Origin of the sequence: Bradyrhizobium sp. AUGA SZCCT0431 (assembly GCF_018131065.1) — a bacterium.
Lineage (GTDB): Bacteria > Pseudomonadota > Alphaproteobacteria > Rhizobiales > Xanthobacteraceae > Bradyrhizobium.
The window spans coordinates 1-18,348 of sequence record NZ_JAFCLR010000047.1; the positions used below are offsets into that span (position 1 = coordinate 1).

An 18,348-nucleotide genomic window follows, 5' to 3' on the forward strand; every position below is an offset into this window, starting at 1 on the left:
GACGGTGACAACGAGCTCGGCCCGACCGAGGAGAGCACGAAGCAAGCCGTAAAGCCATTGCGCAGGGAATGTCGGATGCTCTCCGCTGCCCTGTATGCTCGTGTGCAGCTTTGTTTGCACTATTCGCACACGAGACCGCGGGTGCAGCGCGCATCCGGCATTCCCTGCGCCCTCTGGATTTCGAGGGTGAAGAATCTGAAAGCCTCGGGCGCAATGCGTCGCGAGAATGCGAAACCATATCCTCGTCGTCCCGGCCTAGTGCGCAATTGCGCACGGGGGCCGGGACCCATACGCCGCGGCCCTTGTTATTGAAAAAGAAAGATAACGACCTGCGTGCAAAAGCAATGATCGCCGGTGGTTATGGGTCCCGGCCCCCCGTGCGCAAGTGCGCACTAGGCCGGGACGACAGCGTTGTTTGAAATTGAAATCCGTTGCAACAGCCCCGCTAAATCGGCTCGTAGCTCTCCGTCGCGCAGGTGTCTTCCGCCTCGACGTGGCGGCGATCGAAAATCGCGCCGTTGGAAATCGTGATGCGATAGGTTTGCGTGCCGAGCGGCTTGCCGTTCACCGAGGTCAGATCGGCCTTGACGCAGGCTGTCCAGCCCGTTCCGCGCAACTCGGGGCGCGGCGCCGAGACCTGCACCCCCCTCGGATTCGACGCCGCCAGGAACACCGAGTCCAGTTTTTCGCTGAGCAGACGCTTGACGTCCGGCGGTGCCTCGAGCGGCGGCGGTTCGGGCGCTTTGGCGCGCATGAATTCCGGCACCGGCGAGCGGACGTCGGCAAAGCCGCAGCCCGCCAGCACAAGCGCAACGCCCGCGATCAACGCAATGTGAACAATGACCCGCCCCATCGCCGGCTTTCTACCCCGGGACGACGAAAATTGCGCCCCCCGGCGGCGATCAAATTGTACGGCCGATCGGGCGGCGCCGATCAACATTTGCTGAACGGCGCACCCGGACAGGCTATCGTGCCCGGATACCGATCGCGGGATTGCCATCATCCCGACGGAACGTCGCCGAACAGGATGGCGAAGAAAGCAGGGGCGATGAAGACCATTACGATTGCGGCGTTCATTCTGGCGTTGCTTGCGATGCCGGCGCACGCCCAGGGCCGGCGACAGCAAGGTGGTGGTGAGGAACCGAGGGCGAAGCAGGACACCAAGCCGAAGGTGGACGAGAAAGCCTACAAGGCCGCGCTCGAGCGAATTCCCGAACCGAAGGAAAAATACGATCCCTGGGGCGTCGCGCGCCCGGCGGAACCCGCCAGGAAATCCAAGTAATCCAAGAAATCCAGGAAATCCAGGTAATCCAGGAAATCCAGGTAATCCAAATAATCCAGGTAATCCAAGTAAACCAAATTGATTGCATCAAATCGCGCGGGCTTTATGCCTGCGACAAATTCGTCGTTGAACTGAGTCTGTGTCCCACCTCACACTGCCTGCCTTGCTTGAACCTTTACCACCAAGACCTTGACCAATTTGCAGCCTGCATTGCCGGAGGTGGCCCCATGTTTCGTCACGCGCTTTTCCATTTGGTATTTCCGGCGGCGCTGCTGCTGGGCGCGCATTCCGCCTCCGCCGAAAGCCGCCTCGCGCTGGTGATCGGCCAGTCGGCCTATAAATCCGTTCCGGCGCTGCCCAATCCGATCAACGACGCCAGGGCGGTCAGCCAGATGCTGATCGATTCCGGCTTCGAGGTTTCGACCGCTTCCGATCTGTCGCAAAGCCAGATTCGCGACCAGCTCTCGGAGTTCGCCGGCAAGGTCGCGTCCAAGGGCGGCGATTCGATCGCGCTGGTGTATTACGCCGGACATGGCGTGCAGATCGACGGCGAGAATTTTCTGGTGCCGGTCGACATCGATCCGAAGCGGGAATCCGACATTCCGATCCAGGCGGTGCGGCTGAACGACGTCTTGAACACGCTGACCTCGGCGCCGAGCAAGATGCGTATCCTGCTGCTCGATGCCTGCCGCAACAATCCGTTCCCCGGCATCAGCAAGAGCGCGGGCGGCGGGCTCGCGATCATCGACGCCAAGATCGGCGCGCCGAATACGTTCCTGTCGTTCTCGACTTCGCCCGGTGCGGTGGCCGAGGACGGCACGGGCAGCAACAGTCCCTACACCACCGCGCTGATCGCCGCGGCCAAGGAAACCAACATTCCGATCGAGGAAACCTTCAAGCGCACGCGCGTGTCGGTCAACAAGGCGACCGACGGGCGGCAGACGCCGTGGGACAGTTCCTCGCTGACCGAGGATTTCAGATTTTCCGGCACCCCGGTGGCCGGCCCGAAACTGGCCGCGACCAAGAAAACCGTCGAGGAGTGGACGCGCGAACTGAAAGGCAAGCCGGTCGAGGCCGCGAACGAAATCATCGTCGCCGACGGCACCGATGAATCCTACGAGGCGTTTGCCAATCTGTACGCGCAGACTCCGCTCGGTGCACTGGCCCGCGACTGGCTCAATCGGCACAAGCGCATGGTGGCGTGGAACAATGCGGTGATCGCCAACACCGCGGCGGGCTATCGCGCCTTCCTGACGAGATTCCCGGACAGCGATTTGACGCCGACCGCGCGCACGATGGAGGAACGCCTGCGCAACCGTCCCGAGATCATCCCGGCGGTGGCGGTGAGCGGTGGCGCTACGCCGCAGAACGTCGCGCTGACCTGTCCCTGCACCCCGCCGGCGTCAGCGCCGCTCTTGAAGAAGAGCAATACGCCGATCAAGCGCGTCGATCCGGATCCGCCCAAGCGCGTCGAGCGGGCGCCGCCGAAGCGGGCGCGCGGGCCCGACTACTATGATGATGAAGTGGTCTATCGCCGCCCGCCGCCGCGCGAGGTGTATGAGCCCGTCGGGCCGCCTGTCGGCGTCGGCATCGGGATTGGCATCGGTGGCGGCGGCTATGGTGGTGGCGGTCATCAGGGCGGCCGGGGCAGATACTGAGGCGGCAATCACGTAATCGATGTTGCAAGAGAGCGCCGCCCGTGCGGCGCTTCTCGTTGTTGCGCTGCTGGTGCTCGCCGCATGGCGCCGGCGCCGCCGGCGGCGTGCGAAACGTAATCGTGCTCTGTTTGAGAATCCCATCTAGCGCAGCGTAATTGCGGACGATCGATTGAGCACAAGCGGTGCTTGCGCGTGCATTCGGATTTCGTTTACGACATTGCCCGGGAAACGTGCTGGCGCGGTTTTCCGGCATTGGTGCCGGCTTTCGCCGTCATGCGCCAAGGGAGAGCATCATGAAGACGACTGTTTCGATCCTGTTTGCGGCGGCGCTCACGCTGTCATCCGTTCCGGCGCATGCCGTCGTGCTCGATCTGTCGACCATGACCTGCAAGCAGTTCGTCGATGGTGGTGATGACACCATCAAGATGGTGCTGACCTGGATGGACGGCTGGTACAAGGGCGACTCCGACGAGGCGATCATCGACACCGACGTGTTCGTCGAGAACGCCAAGAAGTTCGGCACCTATTGCGGAAAGAACCCGACGATGAGCATCGTCAATGCCGCTGAATCGGTCCTCGGCAAGTAAACAAACTACAGCATCGCGAACGCGCTCGAGACCATCGCCACCGGCTTGTTGTCGGTGGCGCTGGAGAGCGTGACGCGGCCGAAGCTCATGGTGCGCCCGAGGCGAACCACGCGCGCATCGGCCAGCACGTCGGAGGCGGTGACCGCGCGCATGAAATGCGTGGTCTGATCGACCGTCGTCATCGGGCGATAGCCGCGATTGGCGGCGACGTTGGCAATCACCATCGCGGTGTCGGCAAACGCCATCAGCGCCTGGCCGGAGACAACGCCGCCATTGCGGCACAGCCGTTCCGAGAACGGCATCCGCAGGATCGCACCGGGCTGCCAGTCGGCCGATCCAGCCGGCGGCGGGGTGAAGTCGAAACCCTCGATCGACAGATTGAGGTCAAGCACCCACGGTGCAAACACCTCGTCCAGCACCCGCTTTGCTTCCGCGATGCCGAATGCCGCGGTCTGTTGCTGTTGCATGAATGGTTGTTCCTCGGACGATATTTTATCCGCCCATTGTAAGGGGCATTCGGCCGAAATGACCATGGCAGGCCCGCTCGGCGTTCCCAAACATCCGGCCTGCATTGGCTTGAAAATGCCAGACTTGAGGGACATGATCCCCGCTTCGGGGAGTGGGGCGCGTTCATGTTTCGCCGGGTGGTACTGATTTCGGGCCTGATTGCCGTGGGCCTTGCGCTTAGCGGCTGCACCAAATGCGGTCCGATCTGGGACGACTGGGTGCAATCCCCCAAATCCTGCAAGTCGGACCGGCTTTGATCCATCATGGGCGCGCGCTTGGCGGCGCGGCTGCGGCGGTGATATACCGCCCGAAGACGCTGGGGGAGAGCGTCCGTAAGGAGAGCATCTGATGAGAATTCTAAGCGCGGCCGCAATGATGGTGTTGCTGATGGCGCCCGCTTACGCGCAAATGCCCAACATCAACCTGATCCCTGAAGCCGCCTCCAGGAGTCCGGAGGAGCGGGAACAGGATGCGGTCAAGGATAAGGCCTACAAGGAATCGCTGAGGAAGATTCCCGACGCCAAGGCCGCTTCCGATCCATGGGGAACCGTGCGCAGCAACGAGACGCCGAAAGCGGCCGCGCCGGCCAAGCCGAAGACCGGCAGTGCAGCCAATACCCCCCGCTAGCCGAAAGCCCCCATAGCCCAGACTCGGAATCGTCTTCCGCCGGTCCTATATTGAACGTGTCGTCATGTGTTTCGGAGTTGCGACATGGTCACGCGCCCGCGCGATCTCGCCAGCCGGATGGCCTCCCGGCGCAAGCCGGATGATGGCTATCTGCGCGAGACCTTCACGCTGCCGCGCGAGGTGGCGCGGACGAGGGCGCGCGATTTCCTCAGCCGCTATCCCAAAGCGGCCTATTTGAGCGCGGTCGAAAGCTGGCGCGAACTACCCGGCGGCGACATCGAATTCACGATGCGGCGGCTCCCCAGCGCGGACTAGAAAATCAGGTGTTGGTCGCAAGTCTAGTGCTGCAAGCCAGCGCTTGGAGCCCAGCGCTTGTTCGAGGCCGCCGCCAAGGCGGCCGCTTGGTCATCGAGATGGTGCTGGCAATGCAGGGAACGGCGAACTAGCCAGATGCGTTTTTTTTCCGCTCGCGGTTGATCCGCAGCTGTACCCGTCTCACCGCGAGCAGATAGAGTTTGGCTTCGGTTTTGCCGGTGACGACCCTGTCGTCAATCCGGAATTGCCATTTCCAGATACCCGGAGCAACCGCAGTCACGGTGTATTCGACGCCCTTGTAGATCATGAAGCAGCCCTGTCCGACCCAAGCCGCATTCAAGCCGAGACTGTCACTTTAGATTGTAAATATTATTTGAAGCCCGTTGAGGGAATGGGTGGGTGCGGGGCACCGAACTGCGAGGTCGCTCCGCGCCCGGTGTGCCTGAGTTCGCGGTCAATCTTCAGCTGAACGCGGCGCATCGCGAGCAGGAGCAGTCTCGCTTCCGTTCTTCCCGACCTGACGAGGTCACCGATCCGGAATTGCCAGTTCCAGATCCCCGGGGTTTCCGATCTTGTCAGCGTATATTCTATGCCTTTGTGATTCATAGGGAATCTCCCCATACGCCAACTGGATTAACTGAGTTGGGCGGGTAAAGTTTCCATTTGTCCGATGGCGTATTTTGCGGTCGCCTAACGATAAAGCGCGCCTGTGACAGGCCGTGATCGCTATGCGAGGTGGCAATCCCGCGTTCGGCAGTTGGGGTGGCCAAGCCGCCTTGCCGGCGCTCCCACGAGCCGCGGCTTGCTGCTTGCCGGCAGCGAGCTGGAATGCCCGCAGAGGCAGTCTTTGACCTTCCTGACCTCTCCAAAACGCACCGCGCCGCGCAAGCGGAATATGGTCGCTTGGCGGCGCAGGCTTATACCCCGAGTGATGCAATGTCCCAGGCAGCAATATGTCTTGGCGGCCCTGCAAAAGGTTCAACGTCTCCTGTTAAAAAAATCCGATGCTGAAACGAAGCGATCGCTGCCGCCGTATCTGTCTGACTGTGGGGTGGTCCTCCAGATTATTCCCCCGCTGTCGGCGACCCCGTCCGTATGGCCCCATGCGGCGGGGTCGTTTTGCTCTGGCGACGCGCCCGGCGCGGCGGCTTAATCGAACGTGACGCCGATGCGCTTCTCTTTGCGCCAGACGATATGGCACGGCCGCTTCAATTGTTCTGATGGCACGAACAATGTGAAGCGGTCCGGGATGAACAGCGCGGTCACGACCTCGAGCGCTGCGCCGGAGGCCGAGAGATTCCGAACGGTGCAATCGATCCCGCCGCCGCCGAACTCGATGGTTCCGGCCTTCAACGTGCGACGCCGCGGTGCGATCCGAGTCTCGTCCATAGCCCCATTATAGCACTGATTCACCGGCAAATGGATGGTGGCCGGAGTTCGCGCGGGGGTAAGGCGCGAACACAAGGCGAAAAACTGGCGACCATCCGGTTGGGAACTTTGTTCTTGTCCGGAGAACTACGGGGGAGGGCCGCCTTGCAACGACGGCCTGGCGCCGCATTACGGTTCGCTCGCCGGAGCCTTTGCGGATCCCGTCCTTGAACGCATTTTTTCAGGTCGCCCAAGAGGCCGCCAACGAAAGGCGGCCTCTTCAAAGCGTTGGTTACGGCAGGGTTGTCGCGATGTTCCTGATGGTACCGGTATGGAAGCGAATGACGGCTACGACATGGTGATAAAGATCGCTCAAACGGCCGCCGCCGTTCACGGCGTCCAGTTCGTCGATGGTCAGTTCGCCGACGTTCAGTTCATCGATAGGCTTCTGGCCAATCTCAATCATGCGTCTCTCCTTTGTTGGGGATTACGACAATCACGTTGCAAGGGTGCGCTCGCATGTTCCCGTTGGCTGTGATGGCTGGCACACTATCGTCGCCGCAAATTTGCGTTGAGCGGATACGCGGTCAGCATAGCTTCTCGCAACTGGCGAAATCGGACGTCAGGCATTCTTGGATGACGCTGGCGGCGTCCCTCAAACAAAAGAGGCCGCCAAGCGGGGCGGCCTCTCAATTCCGGTTTGACGGACCGGCCTTATCGCATGTGCAGGGTCATCTTCTGCGGCGATACCAGCGGCTGGTGCACGGCGTCCAGCAAGCGGGCGCCCAAAGCCGCCAGGTACGCGTCGACGATCCGGTCGAGGATGGCGCCGCCGCTGACCTGTTCGAGTTGTTCAAACGACATTTCGCAGATTTCGTTGTTGAGTTCGGTCATGTCCGTCTCCTGTTTGCGTGGGCAGGACCATTCCCGCCACCCTGGATGTCAGGGATAGGCTGACCCGCAACGCACCGCTGTGATGACCGTCACACGACGGCTCAGACGCAAAATCGCGAAAACAACCCCATGCAAAGTAGAATGGGTCCCGCCGATGACGCCGAGTCGGATACTGGCCGAAATAGAACACCCGAGAAGGCAAAGTAGGCCACTCAAAAGCACAACGCCGCCAAGCTGAATAATGCTTGGCGGCGCTGCACCAGAGCTGGAAATTGCAATGCCCAGCTTGGAGTATACGTCCGGGACAGGACAAGGTTGCTGAAAAGGGACGCAGAATTTCGGGAACAAGTGGCAATGGGCGGAGTTGTGAAGGCGCTGCCAGTCCCCAGTTGCCCCGGCAGCATAAGCGGCCCCAGTGCCTCTTCCCCGAGGCTGGGGCCGTTTCTTTGGGCGCGCCAAGACAGCTTCGAGGGCACGGCAGGCGCCAGTGCTTCGATAACCAGTTTCACGAATGATGGTGGCAGCGCGCCCTTTGCTGGTGAGAGAGACAACGATCAGGATAGCAATACGCTGGCTGCGGGTTGGATGCGCAACAAAGTCGGTCGCGAGATCAATGTGCGGTTATTGGTCGAGGGAAGATGGACCGATAGAGATCGGCAAACCGATCAAAGTTGCTCGAGGCCAAAAACAAAGGAAGTCTTGGAGGACGATGACGAAGAAGGCGCCGCCAACTGATGCGGCCTCGGAACCTTGTTCACGGTCGGAGAACTACGGGCAGTGCCGACTCGGGCGGCCTCGTTTACGCGGCGGGCGGGTATCTGGGCTTCGGAAGGCTGATTGCACTTGAATTGATGACGCCCTTCGAAATGACTTTACCGCCTGAGACCGATTCAAGTGCATCGTGGGTCAGTTGCTCCGCATCGGTTCGCGAATTCCATTCTGGTTGTTCATGGTCCCGCTCCGCGCTGTGGCGCCCTTGTGCGCCGTCGATCTGGAGCGAGTATGCCGGGCGGCTGTCGGGGCGACTGTGACAGTCGTCACGAAAGCGTTCCTGCAAAGGAAAAGAGGCCGCCAATTGAGGCGGCCGTACTTTTTCTAGGCTGGTTCCGGTGGTTGAAGTCCAGGAGAGGCGAGCCACTCGTTTATGTGAGAGGCCGTCTCTAGTTGCCTGATCTTCCTGAGCAGCACTTCCTTCTGAGGACCAGGTTTGAGCTTGGTTACCTGTGCTTCCAACCGGGTCTTCTCAGCTGCAATTCGATCTTCAAATGTGTGGGGAACGGATCGGCGACGCTGCATGATACAACCTCGTTGCTTACGGGTCCTAACCGTAGGGTTTGCATGTCCGATCCTATAAAATTCCGATCCCGGGCGTCGGTTCCGAAGTGAACAATCCAAAAAGGCCACTGCGCATTTTAACTTAGGCCCGCCAGGGGGCGGAACCGGCCGGTTCTGGCCTACCCATTTAGGGGGATGAACAGAGCGCGGCAACATCGCGGCGCTGGTGAGGGCCAAAAAGGGGCCACCTCAAAATCAAAAGGGATCATTAGCTTAGAGTTGGATGGAAGGGGGCCAGTACCGCTCTCTCGGTACTGGCCGGCGACGAAAGAGGCCGCCAACTGAGGCGGCCTCTCTACGTCTCGCGATCCAGGCCCCCGCCTAGCTGTGAAGTCCGGGTCTCTCAACGGGCAATTGCAACTCCGCCGCCCGCTCTTTCTTTTCCTTCTTGGAAAACTCTCGCTCGCGTTCCTCGAAGGCCGCGAGTTCTTCTCGCGCCGCTTCAAGAAAGCGGTCGCGTGGTGTTACTGCCAATTGAGTGTGCCTTGTCATCATACACGCCACCCATCTCACCCCGCGCCCATCCTATCGAACCGCCGGGAGCCGGGAAAGGTTCGTGACCGTAAAATTACGGGCTGATGAAATTAGGACACTCCCAATGAGGTACCCCAAAAGGGTGCATGAACATACCGAAGTCTTACGGCGTACAGGTCGCCGCAGAAGTGCGACCCCTTTGAGGCGGTTGTTCATATAGATGAACAACCTAGGTTGTTCATCTTCGTTAAATCAAACCAGGCCAATGCGATTTTCAAAACCGGCCACTGAGGCCGGAAACAGGCCAGTATCGCTCTCTCGGTGCTGGCCCCGCGAAGCTGGTGAGCAATGAAAGAGGCCGCCAACTGAGGCGGCCTTACTTCAGCGGCCGTTTGTCTTCCTTTGCGAGATCGGACAGAAAATCCGCCAGCGCCTTCTTCCCTGAAAACTGGGCAGCCGAGTCGGACTGGAAACCATCTACGGTCATTTTAATGCCCAGTGGTTGGCTCTTGCGGTGTATTTCCCACTTCCATCGTTCCGGCTGCTCACCCGTTCGGGAAGTGGTCGCGTAATAGTCGTTGGGGTTGATCGGCATGCCGTCATGCTAGACCCGGCCGCCGCACCGCAGCAGACCGAAGTTTAGGCAAACTAGGGGTGGTTAGTCATACGGGCTTTCCATCTGGACGCTTGACCAGTTCGAATGTGGCAACGTGAGTGTCTTCAGCCCAAGACTCTAATACTGCCCCGCAGACTTCACAGGATACGTGGCCGCTATGCGGCATTAAGGACATTGGTTCGACGCGCTTATATTCAGCGCCGCACCGGCACTGGACAACTGTTGTTTCCATGCCCCAAATATGCGCCCGACGCGGCCCGTTTTCCAGCCCGGAACCCTGCCACAATCAAACGGACCCATCACCAAACTAGGCGACTGCCATTTTCCCGATTGCTGGAACAATGTTCACGGTCGGAGAACTACGTACAGCCAGTCGGCCTATACGGAATTGGGTACTCCAAAGTGCGCATGAACAGACCATACTTTTACGGGGTACAGAGCGCGGCAAGAGCGCGGCGCTGGCGAGGCCAAAAAGGGCCACCCTAAAAATCAAAAGGGACCATTAACTTAGATGGGGATCGAAAGGGGCCAGCACCGCTCTCTCTAAAAGAACATATTGCGAACATAGAACAAAGGTGGTACAAGTTCTCACCGTCAATCGAATCCCCTGAGATCCTCGTCGTCCGTTTGTCCCGCTAGCGAATCCCCGCCATAAGGAGCACCCATGTCCGCCACTGCCCTGCGTATCGTCGAAGGATCCTCCATGGATAAGACCAAGGCCCTGTCCGCCGCGCTCTCCCAGATCGAGCGCCAGTTCGGCAAGGGTTCTGTGATGAAACTGGGCAAGAACGATCGCTCGATGGATATCGAGACGATTTCGTCGGGCTCGCTCGGGCTGGACATCGCGCTTGGCGTCGGCGGCCTGCCGAAAGGCCGCGTGGTCGAAATTTACGGGCCGGAATCATCAGGCAAAACTACGCTGGCGCTGCACACGGTGGCCGAAGCCCAGAAGAAGGGCGGCATCTGCGCCTTCATCGACGCCGAACATGCGCTCGACCCGGTCTATGCCCGCAAGCTCGGCGTCAACATCGACGAGCTCCTGATCTCGCAGCCCGACACCGGCGAGCAGGCGCTGGAAATCTGCGACACGCTGGTGCGCTCGGGCGCGGTCGATGTGCTGGTTGTCGATTCGGTCGCCGCCTTGGTGCCGAAGGCCGAACTCGAAGGCGAGATGGGCGATGCGCTGCCCGGCCTGCAGGCGCGGCTGATGAGCCAGGCGCTGCGCAAGCTCACCGCCTCGATCAACAAATCCAACACCATGGTGATCTTCATCAACCAGATCCGCATGAAGATCGGTGTGATGTACGGCTCGCCGGAAACCACCACCGGCGGCAACGCGCTGAAATTTTACGCCTCCGTCCGCCTCGACATCCGCCGCATCGGCGCGATCAAGGAGCGCGATGAAGTGGTCGGCAACCAGACCCGCGTGAAAGTCGTGAAGAACAAGCTGGCGCCGCCGTTCAAGCAGGTCGAATTCGACATCATGTATGGCGAAGGCGTCTCCAAGATGGGCGAAATCCTCGACCTCGGCGTCAAGGCCGGCATCGTCGAGAAATCCGGCGCCTGGTTCTCCTATGACAGCCAGCGACTGGGGCAGGGGCGTGAGAACTCGAAGGCGTTCCTCAAGGCCAACCCCGACATGACCGCAAAGATCGAGGCCGCGATCCGTCAGAACTCCGGCCTGATCGCCGAACAGATTCTCGCCGGTCCGCCCGAGCGCGACGCCGACGGCGAAGAGCCGGCAGACGAATAGGATTTTCCGAACCTCGGGTCGTCTGACCCGGGTTTCGACATAGCGGGTGCTGAGGACGTTGAGTTGCCGACGTTTTCAGTGCCCGTTTTGTTTTGCGTATACGGGTGACGAAGATGACGCGGTTGGTTTTGACATCGCGCGACTCAGGCGCCGGGTGCCTCCTGCGCGCCGGGGTCGGCGATATCGTAATTCCATTTGGCTTCCGGTTCGTCTGGGGCGAATTGCCATCCGACGCGAAGCTGGAAGCCATGATAGGGCCGGGCTCACTGGACCATTTCCCCCAGCATCGGCTTGGAAAGTTTCATGCAAAAGAGGTGGGGCTGCTCGATCTCTGCGAGCGCTGCGAGGCTGTCGAATTGTGGTTCGATCCGGAGCCGAACGCACAACTCATGCTCGTTCAGATCCTCGATTGCCTGAATTCGCGCAAGAATATCGTCTCGAAGCTGAGCTTGTATCAGGCGGACGTCGACATTGCGCAGCAGCGACCGGAAACGATTTCGGAATGGAAGCCGCCCGGCATTAAAATCCAAATTGAGCATACCGAGGCGGCCAATATGGCTTGGCAGGCTTATCGTCAGCCTACGCCACGGCATTGGGCTGATTTGCTCGATAAGGATCTAAGCGCTTTGCCGCAGCTTCGGCAGACCGTGATGGAATTACTCGAAGAACTACCCATGCCTGCAACCGGCCTGGGCGCGACCGAAATGCGGATGCTGGAACTGGTCGCTGCCGGTGACGCAACTCCGTTCGACGTCTTTCCGGGTCATCAGAAACGCAACACGCGGCGAGTGTTCGGCTATTGGGAGGTCGGCGCGCTGCTGGACGGCTTGGCTCGCGGTCCGGCACCTGCCGTAGCCGGCCTTGAGGAGGGGCCTTTCACGGATGAGATGCACGATGCTGCTGCGCGCCTCGCGCGATACAGGCAGAGCAAACTGTCGCTGACCCCGCTCGGCGAGGCCGTCTCGGCGCAGGCTGAAGATTTCAGCCGGTACAATCCGATCAATCGCTGGTGGGGCGGGACGGAATTGACCAATGACAATCTGTGGCGATGGGATCCGCATCGCGCGTTGATCGCGCCGTGAATTGCCTCGCCGCTGATGAGAAGAGTTCAAATATACTGAGTTGCTTTATTCTGATGCTTAGAATTGGTGAGGTCCATGAAGCCACTAATCCTTGCCGGCGAGCATGGCTGGAATTTCGAACGTTCGGGGCGGACCGAAGCGCCTGCCACATTCTTGTTTCGCCTTGTAGATGGGAAGTTGCCCTCTGCGGACGAACTCGCGGCATATGCTGGGGAACTAACGGAGAAGCACGGTCCGGGAGCCCACTGGTCGGTCTACACGGCCCGCTGGCATCGCCAGCATGACAGTCTCAAGGCCCTCAGTCTGGTCGAGGCCTGCCGGCGGTTCGAGACCGTCGAGTTGTGGTTCGATCCGGCCCCGAACGATCAGTTGCAACTGGTTTGGCTGCTCGACCTTCTAAGTTCGCATTCGGAGGTGGTGGCCAAGTTGAAGGTGCGGCTTGTCGATTTCGATCTGCTCATGGCGAAGCCCGAAGAACTTGCCAGATGGAAGGTCCCTGCTATCGACGTCACCGAGAGTGAGCTTCAGACCGCCAGCATGGCCTGGCAGGCGTATCGCTCCGCGACGCCGGAAGCTTGCTTCGATTTGCTGGCCAGGGATTTGAGCGCGCTGCCCTTGCTGAGACCGGCCATGCTTGACCTGCTCGAAGAACTGCCTTCCCACGCGACAGGACTCGGCGCGACGGAAATGCGATTGCTGGAACTCATTGCGCGAGGCTACACACTCACGAATGCGTTGTTCTATCTCTATTCGGTTCGGCAGCGGCGAGTCTTCAACACCCGGGAAATCGGTTTCCTGCTTGAGGGATTGGCGCACGGCCCGAATCCAGCGATCGCCGGCCTTGACGATGAGTTGCGCACGCTTGACAGGGAGAACGATCGCGACCGCGACGTGGCTTATCGGCGAAGCCTGCTGTCGCTGACCGAACTCGGCTGGGCGATCGTCGCACACAAGGAAGATTTCAGCCGCTACAATCCGATCGATCGCTGGTGGGGCGGGACCAGGCTGACCAATGATTGTCTGTGGCGCTGGAATCCGGCGCTTGTCGCGCCTCAGCCATCCCGGCCTATATCGACTTTTGTGCCCGGGCCCACAACCCACCCGACTCGCGAGCCGCTTTGATCGGTGCGAATGAGTTGGCTTCACCGAAGTTCGGCGAAGCCAATCCCTCCGCAACGCGCAAGCTTCACTCCGCTGCCTGCGCGTAATCCGAAACCGGCGGGCATGAGCACACCAGGTTGCGGTCGCCATAGACGTTGTCGACTCGCCCGACCGGGCACCAGTATTTGTCCGTCCGCGAGGTGCCGGCCGGGAAGCAGCCCTCGGCGCGGCTGTAGGCGCGGGCCCAGGCGTCGTCGGCGATGTCGTGCACGGTGTGCGGGGCGTGGCGCAGCGGCGAGGCCTCGATCTTCCAGCGGCCGCTTTCGACCTCGGCGATCTCGTTGCGGATCGCAATCATGGCGTCGCAGAAGCGATCGAGTTCCGCCTTCGATTCGGATTCGGTCGGCTCGATCATCAGCGTGCCCGGCACCGGAAAGCTCATGGTCGGGGCGTGGAAGCCGTAGTCGATCAGCCTTTTCGCGATGTCGTCGACGGTGACGCCGCTGGTCGCTTTGAGCGGGCGGGGATCGACGATGCATTCATGCGCGACGCGGCCTTTTGCATTTTTGTACAGCACCGGAAAATGCGGATCGAGTTTGCTCGCGATGTAGTTGGCGTTGAGGATCGCGATCTCGGTCGCCCGTGTCAGGCCTTCGCCGCCCATCATCAGGATGTAGATGTAGGAGATCGTGAGGATCGACGCCGAGCCGAACGGCGCGGCCGACACCGGCCCGATCGGGTGCGGGGTAGCGCCATCGGTCGCTGGGTGGCCGGGCAGGAACGGCGTGAGGTGCGCCTTGACCCCGATCGGTCCCATGCCGGGGCCGCCGCCGCCGTGCGGAATGCAGAACGTCTTGTGCAAATTGAGATGGCTGACGTCGGCGCCGTAATCGCCGGGCCGCGACAGGCCGACCTGCGCATTCATGTTGGCGCCGTCGAGATAGACCTGTCCGCCGTGGCCATGCACGATTTCGCAGATGTCGCGGATGTGCTCCTCGAACACCCCATGGGTCGAGGGATAGGTGATCATGATCGCCGCGAGATTCCTCGAATGCTTCTCGGCCTTCGCCCGCAGGTCGTCCACATCGACGTCGCCTCTGATGTCACAGGCGACCACCACGACATCCATGCCGACCATCGCGGCGGAGGCCGGGTTGGTGCCGTGCGCGGAGGAGGGGATCAGGCAGATTTTGCGATGCGGCTCGCCGCGCGCGGCGTGATAGCCGCGGATCGCGAGCAGCCCGGCATACTCGCCCTGCGCGCCGGAATTCGGCTGCAGCGAAATCGCGTCATAGCCGGTGATGTCGCACAGCCATTTCTCCAGCCGTTCAAACAGTGCGTGATAGCCCTTGGCCTGCTCGGCGGGTGCAAACGGATGCAGGCTGCCGAATTCGGCCCAGGTCAGCGGGATCATCTCCGCCGTGGCGTTGAGCTTCATGGTGCAGGAGCCGAGCGGAATCATCGCGCGGTCGAGCGCGAGATCGCGATCACTGAGCTTGCGCATGTAGCGCAGCAGCTCGGTCTCGGAGCGGTGGGCGTGGAACACCGGATGGGTCAGGAACGCGGTGGCGCGTTTCAACTCGGGCGGAAGGTCCTCGCGTACGCCAATCTCGATTTCCGCGTAGGACAATTTGCCGCCGAACGCGCGCCACACCGCCTCGATCACGGCCGGCGTCGTGGTCTCGTCCACGGCAATGCCGAGCGTGCCGTCACTGGTCCGCAGATTGATCTTCTCAGTGCGGGCGCGGGCGACGATCTCGTCCTGCTTCGCGCCTGATGGCACCGTGACGGTGTCGAAGAAATTCTGCGACGCCGGCGCAAAGCCGAGCTTGCTCAATCCCGCCGCCAGCACGGCGGCGCGCCGGTGCACCTGGCGCGCGATCCAGGTCAGTCCTTCGGGGCCGTGATAGACCGCGTACATCGAGGCGATCACCGCCAGCAGCACCTGCGCGGTGCAGATGTTGGAGGTCGCCTTTTCGCGGCGGATATGCTGCTCGCGGGTCTGCAGCGCGAGGCGATAGGCCGGCTCTCCCCGCGAATCCACCGACAGCCCGACGATGCGGCCGGGCAGCGAGCGCTTCAGCGCGTCGCGCACCGCCATATAGGCGGCATGCGGCCCGCCATAACCCATCGGCACGCCAAAGCGCTGCGCCGATCCGATCGCGATATCGGCGCCGAGTTCGCCGGGCGAGGCCAGCAGCGCCAGCGCCAGCAGATCGGCGGCGACGACGGCAAGCGCCCCCTTGGCGCGCAGTGACGCAATCGCGGGGCGCAGATCACGCACTGCGCCGGAACTGCCGGGGTATTGCAGCAGCGCACCCAACACGTCCGCCTTGTCGAGATCGGCGAGGGGATCGCCGACGATCAGTTTCCAGCCGAGCGGCTCGGCGCGGGTGCGCAGCAGCGCCAGCGTCTGGGGATGCACGTCCGCATCGACGAAGAACGATTTGCTCTTCACGCCAGAGAAGCGCTCCGCCAGCGCCATCGCTTCGGCCGCAGCCGTGGCTTCATCGAGCAGCGAGGCGTTGGCGACATCGAGGCCGGTGAGGTCGCAAATCATGGTCTGGAAGTTGAACAGCGCCTCCAGCCGGCCCTGGCTGATCTCGGGCTGGTACGGCGTGTACGCCGTGTACCAGGCCGGGTTCTCCAGGATGTTGCGCTGGATCACGGCGGGCAGAATGGTGCCGGAATAGCCTTGGCCGATCAGCGAGGTGAACACCTGGTTCTGCGCGGCGAGTTCTCCCATATGCGCCAGCGCTTCGGTCTCGCTCAACGCGCGCCCGAGATCGAGCGGCGTCTTCTGCCGGATCGAGGACGGCAGCGTCTGGCTCATGAGTTCGCCGAGGCTCTTGGCGCCGACGCTCTCCAGCATCGCCGCGATGTCGCGGGGTGAGGGGCCGATGTGGCGGCGCACGAAATCGGTGACGGCCTCGTTGGTATGCTTGAGCGGCGCGTTCATGGTCGTTCCTCTTTAATTCGCCGTCATGCCCGCGAAGGCGGGCATCCGGTACGCCGGGAAATCAGTGATTAGGCCGAAAGGCCGCGGCGTACTGGGTCGCCCGGTCAAGCCGGGCGATGACAGTGAGTGTGTGATTGCAAATCGCTTCATCTTCTCACGCGGTGTGCTTGGCGTAGGCGGCCTCGTCCATCAGGCCGTCGAGTTCGCTCTTGTCCTTGATCTTCAGCTTGAAGAACCAGGCCTTGCCGGCGGCGTCGGAGTTCACCAGCGCGGGTTCGGCGGCGAGTTCTTCGTTGACTTCGAGCACGTCGCCGGAGATCGGCGCGTAGACGTCGGAGGCGGCCTTGACGGATTCGACCACGGCGGCGGCCTCCGCCTTCTTCAGGCTGCGGCCGACCTTGGGCAGTTCGACGAACACGACGTCGCCGAGCTGCGACTGCGCATAGTCCGTGACGCCGATGGTGGCGACATCGCCCTCGATGCGGAGCCATTCATGGTCGGTTGTGAACAAGATCGTCATGAGACTTCCTTCAGCGTTTATAGGTGTTGGGAACGAATGGCATGGGGGCGACCTGCAGCGGCAGGCGCTGGCCGCGGACTTCGGCGAAAACTTGCGTGCCGGCTGCGGCGAGCGAGGACGGCAGATAGCCCATCGCGACGGGTGCATTGAGGCTCGGGCCAAAACCGCCTGAGGTGACCTTGCCGATCGGCTCGGCCGAGGCGCTATCGGCAAACAACACCGCGCCTTCGCGCACCGGCGCGCGGCCTTCGGGCCGCAGGCCGACGCGGCGGCGCGCCGCGCCTTTTTCAAAATGGGCAAGAATGGTTTCGGCACCGGGAAAACCGCCGGCGCGCGCGCCGCCCGTGCGGCGGCTTTTCTGCACCGACCATTCCAGCGCGCCCTCGACCGGCGTTGTCGTGGCGTCGATGTCGTGGCCGTACAAACAAAGCCCGGCTTCGAGCCGCAAGCTGTCGCGGGCGCCCAATCCGATCTGCAGCACGTCGCTGTTCTCCAGCAGCGCGGTCACCAGTGCTTCGGTGTGTTGAGCCGGAACCGAAATTTCAAACCCGTCCTCGCCGGTATAACCGGAGCGCGAGACGAAGCAGTCGTAGCCCGCGACCTTGCGCGGACCGGTGTCCATGAATTTCATCCCGCCGACGTCTGCACAAAACTTCGCCAGCGCGGATTCGGCCTTCGGGCCCTGCAGCGCGATCAGCGCGCGGTCGGAAAGCGAATCGATCACGCAGGCTTCCGAAAGGTGCGCGCGCAGATGCGCCTCGTCCTCGGCCTTGCAGGCGGCGTTCACCACCAGAAACAGATGGTCGCCGAAATTCGCCACCATCAGGTCGTCGAGAATGCCGCCATCGGGATTGGTGAACTGCGCGTAGCGTTGCCGCCCGGGCGCCACCGCAACGATGTCCTGCGGCACCAGCCGTTCCAGCGCCAGTGCGGCGTCCTCGACCTTGCCGGATTTCGGCCGCAGCGCGAGCTGGCCCATATGCGAGACGTCGAACAGGCCGGCGGCGCTTCGGGTGTGCTGGTGTTCCCTGAGCACGCCGGCGGCGTACTGCACCGGCATCTCATAGCCGGCAAACGGAACCATCTTGCCGCCCCGCGCCACATGGAGCGCGTGCAAGGGTGTGTGATTTAAGGGAGATTCGTCGCGTGCCAGCATTCAGGGACCCTCCAGGGTTCGGGGACCAGCCCCCAAAAACCCAAAGAAAGCCCCATCTGTCGCTGTGCCTGAGAGTATTATCCCGTCGGCGGACACGTCAGGGCCAAAGCCCTT

The 18,348-nt window shown here is 61.7% G+C and carries 20 protein-coding genes; 9 read left to right on the forward strand and 11 right to left on the reverse strand.

The window, feature by feature from the left end:
* Nucleotides 1-445: 445 nt before the first annotated feature.
* Nucleotides 446-853 carry a hypothetical protein gene (locus JQ567_RS32090; protein WP_212442538.1) on the reverse strand — a complete coding sequence of 136 codons (408 nt, stop codon included), beginning with the start codon at nucleotides 851-853 and terminating at the stop codon, nucleotides 446-448.
* Between the two features lie 195 nt (nucleotides 854-1,048).
* On the opposite strand from JQ567_RS32090, the gene JQ567_RS32095 reads away from it, so the two are divergent.
* The 3 genes from JQ567_RS32095 (at nucleotide 1,049) to JQ567_RS32105 (ending at nucleotide 3,527) form a co-directional block, all read left to right on the forward strand.
* A complete protein-coding gene (locus tag JQ567_RS32095) occupies nucleotides 1,049-1,282 on the forward strand; it encodes a hypothetical protein (RefSeq protein WP_212442579.1) in 234 nt (77 codons plus the stop codon).
* A gap of 227 nt (nucleotides 1,283-1,509) precedes the next feature.
* The gene (locus tag JQ567_RS32100) at nucleotides 1,510-2,940 is read left to right on the forward strand and encodes a caspase family protein (RefSeq protein ID WP_212442539.1); all 1,431 of its coding nucleotides are present in this window, start codon (nucleotides 1,510-1,512) and stop codon (nucleotides 2,938-2,940) included.
* Between the two features lie 293 nt (nucleotides 2,941-3,233).
* A complete protein-coding gene (locus JQ567_RS32105) occupies nucleotides 3,234-3,527 on the forward strand; it encodes an HdeA/HdeB family chaperone (protein ID WP_212264355.1) in 294 nt (97 codons plus the stop codon).
* Between the two features lie 5 nt (nucleotides 3,528-3,532).
* Here the strand turns inward: JQ567_RS32105 and JQ567_RS32110 are convergent, their stop codons facing one another.
* Complete coding sequence (locus tag JQ567_RS32110) at nucleotides 3,533-3,994, reverse strand: PaaI family thioesterase (RefSeq protein WP_212442540.1); 462 nt, start codon at nucleotides 3,992-3,994, stop codon at nucleotides 3,533-3,535.
* Nucleotides 3,995-4,382: 388 nt separating this feature from the next.
* Here JQ567_RS32110 and JQ567_RS32115 point away from each other — a divergent pair, with 388 nt between their 5' ends.
* Both JQ567_RS32115 and JQ567_RS32120 read left to right on the forward strand, forming a co-directional pair.
* A complete protein-coding gene (locus tag JQ567_RS32115) occupies nucleotides 4,383-4,661 on the forward strand; it encodes a hypothetical protein (RefSeq protein ID WP_212442541.1) in 279 nt (92 codons plus the stop codon).
* A gap of 84 nt (nucleotides 4,662-4,745) precedes the next feature.
* Nucleotides 4,746-4,976, forward strand: coding sequence for a hypothetical protein (locus JQ567_RS32120; protein WP_212442542.1), 231 nt, complete (start codon nucleotides 4,746-4,748; stop codon nucleotides 4,974-4,976).
* A 127-nt stretch (nucleotides 4,977-5,103) separates the two neighbouring features.
* Here the strand turns inward: JQ567_RS32120 and JQ567_RS32125 are convergent, their stop codons facing one another.
* From JQ567_RS32125 to JQ567_RS32140, 4 genes are all read right to left on the reverse strand, one after another.
* Nucleotides 5,104-5,283 carry a hypothetical protein gene (locus JQ567_RS32125; RefSeq protein ID WP_212442543.1) on the reverse strand — a complete coding sequence of 60 codons (180 nt, stop codon included), beginning with the start codon at nucleotides 5,281-5,283 and terminating at the stop codon, nucleotides 5,104-5,106.
* Nucleotides 5,284-6,125: 842 nt separating this feature from the next.
* Nucleotides 6,126-6,365 (reverse strand): PilZ domain-containing protein, encoded by a 240-nt coding sequence (locus tag JQ567_RS32130; RefSeq protein ID WP_212442544.1) that lies wholly within the window; start codon nucleotides 6,363-6,365, stop codon nucleotides 6,126-6,128.
* Between the two features lie 271 nt (nucleotides 6,366-6,636).
* Nucleotides 6,637-6,810, reverse strand: a complete 174-nt coding sequence (locus JQ567_RS32135) for a hypothetical protein (RefSeq protein ID WP_192734190.1) — start codon at nucleotides 6,808-6,810, stop codon at nucleotides 6,637-6,639.
* A gap of 248 nt (nucleotides 6,811-7,058) precedes the next feature.
* Nucleotides 7,059-7,238 (reverse strand): hypothetical protein, encoded by a 180-nt coding sequence (locus JQ567_RS32140; protein ID WP_212442545.1) that lies wholly within the window; start codon nucleotides 7,236-7,238, stop codon nucleotides 7,059-7,061.
* 315 nt (nucleotides 7,239-7,553) lie between these two features.
* On the opposite strand from JQ567_RS32140, the gene JQ567_RS32145 reads away from it, so the two are divergent.
* On the forward strand, nucleotides 7,554-7,973 hold the full coding sequence (locus JQ567_RS32145) for a hypothetical protein (protein ID WP_212442546.1): 420 nt from the start codon (nucleotides 7,554-7,556) through the stop codon (nucleotides 7,971-7,973).
* 921 nt (nucleotides 7,974-8,894) lie between these two features.
* Here JQ567_RS32145 and JQ567_RS32150 read toward each other — a convergent pair.
* Nucleotides 8,895-9,068, reverse strand: coding sequence for a hypothetical protein (locus tag JQ567_RS32150; RefSeq protein WP_212442584.1), 174 nt, complete (start codon nucleotides 9,066-9,068; stop codon nucleotides 8,895-8,897).
* Between the two features lie 355 nt (nucleotides 9,069-9,423).
* A complete protein-coding gene (locus tag JQ567_RS32155) occupies nucleotides 9,424-9,642 on the reverse strand; it encodes a DUF3622 domain-containing protein (protein WP_212442547.1) in 219 nt (72 codons plus the stop codon).
* 685 nt (nucleotides 9,643-10,327) lie between these two features.
* Here JQ567_RS32155 and recA point away from each other — a divergent pair.
* From recA to JQ567_RS32170, 3 genes are all read left to right on the forward strand, one after another.
* Entirely contained in the window at nucleotides 10,328-11,416 is a 1,089-nt protein-coding gene (gene recA, locus JQ567_RS32160; RefSeq protein ID WP_192734187.1) for a recombinase RecA, read from the forward strand.
* 113 nt (nucleotides 11,417-11,529) lie between these two features.
* Nucleotides 11,530-12,498: a hypothetical protein gene (locus JQ567_RS32165; RefSeq protein WP_212442548.1), complete on the forward strand. Its 969-nt coding sequence runs from the start codon at nucleotides 11,530-11,532 to the stop codon at nucleotides 12,496-12,498.
* Nucleotides 12,499-12,573: 75 nt separating this feature from the next.
* Nucleotides 12,574-13,620, forward strand: coding sequence for a hypothetical protein (locus tag JQ567_RS32170; protein WP_409363647.1), 1,047 nt, complete (start codon nucleotides 12,574-12,576; stop codon nucleotides 13,618-13,620).
* 64 nt (nucleotides 13,621-13,684) lie between these two features.
* Here the strand turns inward: JQ567_RS32170 and gcvP are convergent, their stop codons facing one another.
* From gcvP to gcvT, 3 genes are all read right to left on the reverse strand, one after another.
* Nucleotides 13,685-16,558: an aminomethyl-transferring glycine dehydrogenase gene (gcvP, locus tag JQ567_RS32175; RefSeq protein ID WP_212442550.1), complete on the reverse strand. Its 2,874-nt coding sequence runs from the start codon at nucleotides 16,556-16,558 to the stop codon at nucleotides 13,685-13,687.
* A 154-nt stretch (nucleotides 16,559-16,712) separates the two neighbouring features.
* The gene (gene gcvH, locus JQ567_RS32180) at nucleotides 16,713-17,078 is read right to left on the reverse strand and encodes a glycine cleavage system protein GcvH (RefSeq protein ID WP_212264363.1); all 366 of its coding nucleotides are present in this window, start codon (nucleotides 17,076-17,078) and stop codon (nucleotides 16,713-16,715) included.
* A 10-nt stretch (nucleotides 17,079-17,088) separates the two neighbouring features.
* A complete protein-coding gene (gcvT, locus tag JQ567_RS32185; RefSeq protein WP_212442551.1) occupies nucleotides 17,089-18,234 on the reverse strand; it encodes a glycine cleavage system aminomethyltransferase GcvT in 1,146 nt (381 codons plus the stop codon).
* Nucleotides 18,235-18,348: the final 114 nt, after the last annotated feature.

Coding starts and splice junctions, on each gene's coding strand:
- JQ567_RS32135 (WP_192734190.1), bottom strand. CDS start 6,810: ATGATTGAGATTGGCCAGAAGCCTATCGATGAACTGAACGTCGGCGAA.
- JQ567_RS32090 (WP_212442538.1), bottom strand. CDS start 853: ATGGGGCGGGTCATTGTTCACATTGCGTTGATCGCGGGCGTTGCGCTT.
- JQ567_RS32155 (WP_212442547.1), bottom strand. CDS start 9,642: ATGCCGATCAACCCCAACGACTATTACGCGACCACTTCCCGAACGGGT.
- JQ567_RS32140 (WP_212442545.1), bottom strand. CDS start 7,238: ATGACCGAACTCAACAACGAAATCTGCGAAATGTCGTTTGAACAACTC.
- JQ567_RS32110 (WP_212442540.1), bottom strand. CDS start 3,994: ATGCAACAGCAACAGACCGCGGCATTCGGCATCGCGGAAGCAAAGCGG.
- JQ567_RS32130 (WP_212442544.1), bottom strand. CDS start 6,365: ATGGACGAGACTCGGATCGCACCGCGGCGTCGCACGTTGAAGGCCGGA.
- JQ567_RS32105 (WP_212264355.1), top strand. CDS start 3,234: ATGAAGACGACTGTTTCGATCCTGTTTGCGGCGGCGCTCACGCTGTCA.
- JQ567_RS32170 (WP_409363647.1), top strand. CDS start 12,574: ATGAAGCCACTAATCCTTGCCGGCGAGCATGGCTGGAATTTCGAACGT.
- JQ567_RS32125 (WP_212442543.1), bottom strand. CDS start 5,283: ATGATCTACAAGGGCGTCGAATACACCGTGACTGCGGTTGCTCCGGGT.
- gcvH (WP_212264363.1), bottom strand. CDS start 17,078: ATGACGATCTTGTTCACAACCGACCATGAATGGCTCCGCATCGAGGGC.
- JQ567_RS32165 (WP_212442548.1), top strand. CDS start 11,530: ATGACGCGGTTGGTTTTGACATCGCGCGACTCAGGCGCCGGGTGCCTC.
- recA (WP_192734187.1), top strand. CDS start 10,328: ATGTCCGCCACTGCCCTGCGTATCGTCGAAGGATCCTCCATGGATAAG.
- gcvP (WP_212442550.1), bottom strand. CDS start 16,558: ATGAACGCGCCGCTCAAGCATACCAACGAGGCCGTCACCGATTTCGTG.
- JQ567_RS32120 (WP_212442542.1), top strand. CDS start 4,746: ATGGTCACGCGCCCGCGCGATCTCGCCAGCCGGATGGCCTCCCGGCGC.
- JQ567_RS32100 (WP_212442539.1), top strand. CDS start 1,510: ATGTTTCGTCACGCGCTTTTCCATTTGGTATTTCCGGCGGCGCTGCTG.
- JQ567_RS32115 (WP_212442541.1), top strand. CDS start 4,383: ATGAGAATTCTAAGCGCGGCCGCAATGATGGTGTTGCTGATGGCGCCC.
- JQ567_RS32095 (WP_212442579.1), top strand. CDS start 1,049: ATGAAGACCATTACGATTGCGGCGTTCATTCTGGCGTTGCTTGCGATG.
- JQ567_RS32150 (WP_212442584.1), bottom strand. CDS start 9,068: ATGATGACAAGGCACACTCAATTGGCAGTAACACCACGCGACCGCTTT.
- gcvT (WP_212442551.1), bottom strand. CDS start 18,234: ATGCTGGCACGCGACGAATCTCCCTTAAATCACACACCCTTGCACGCG.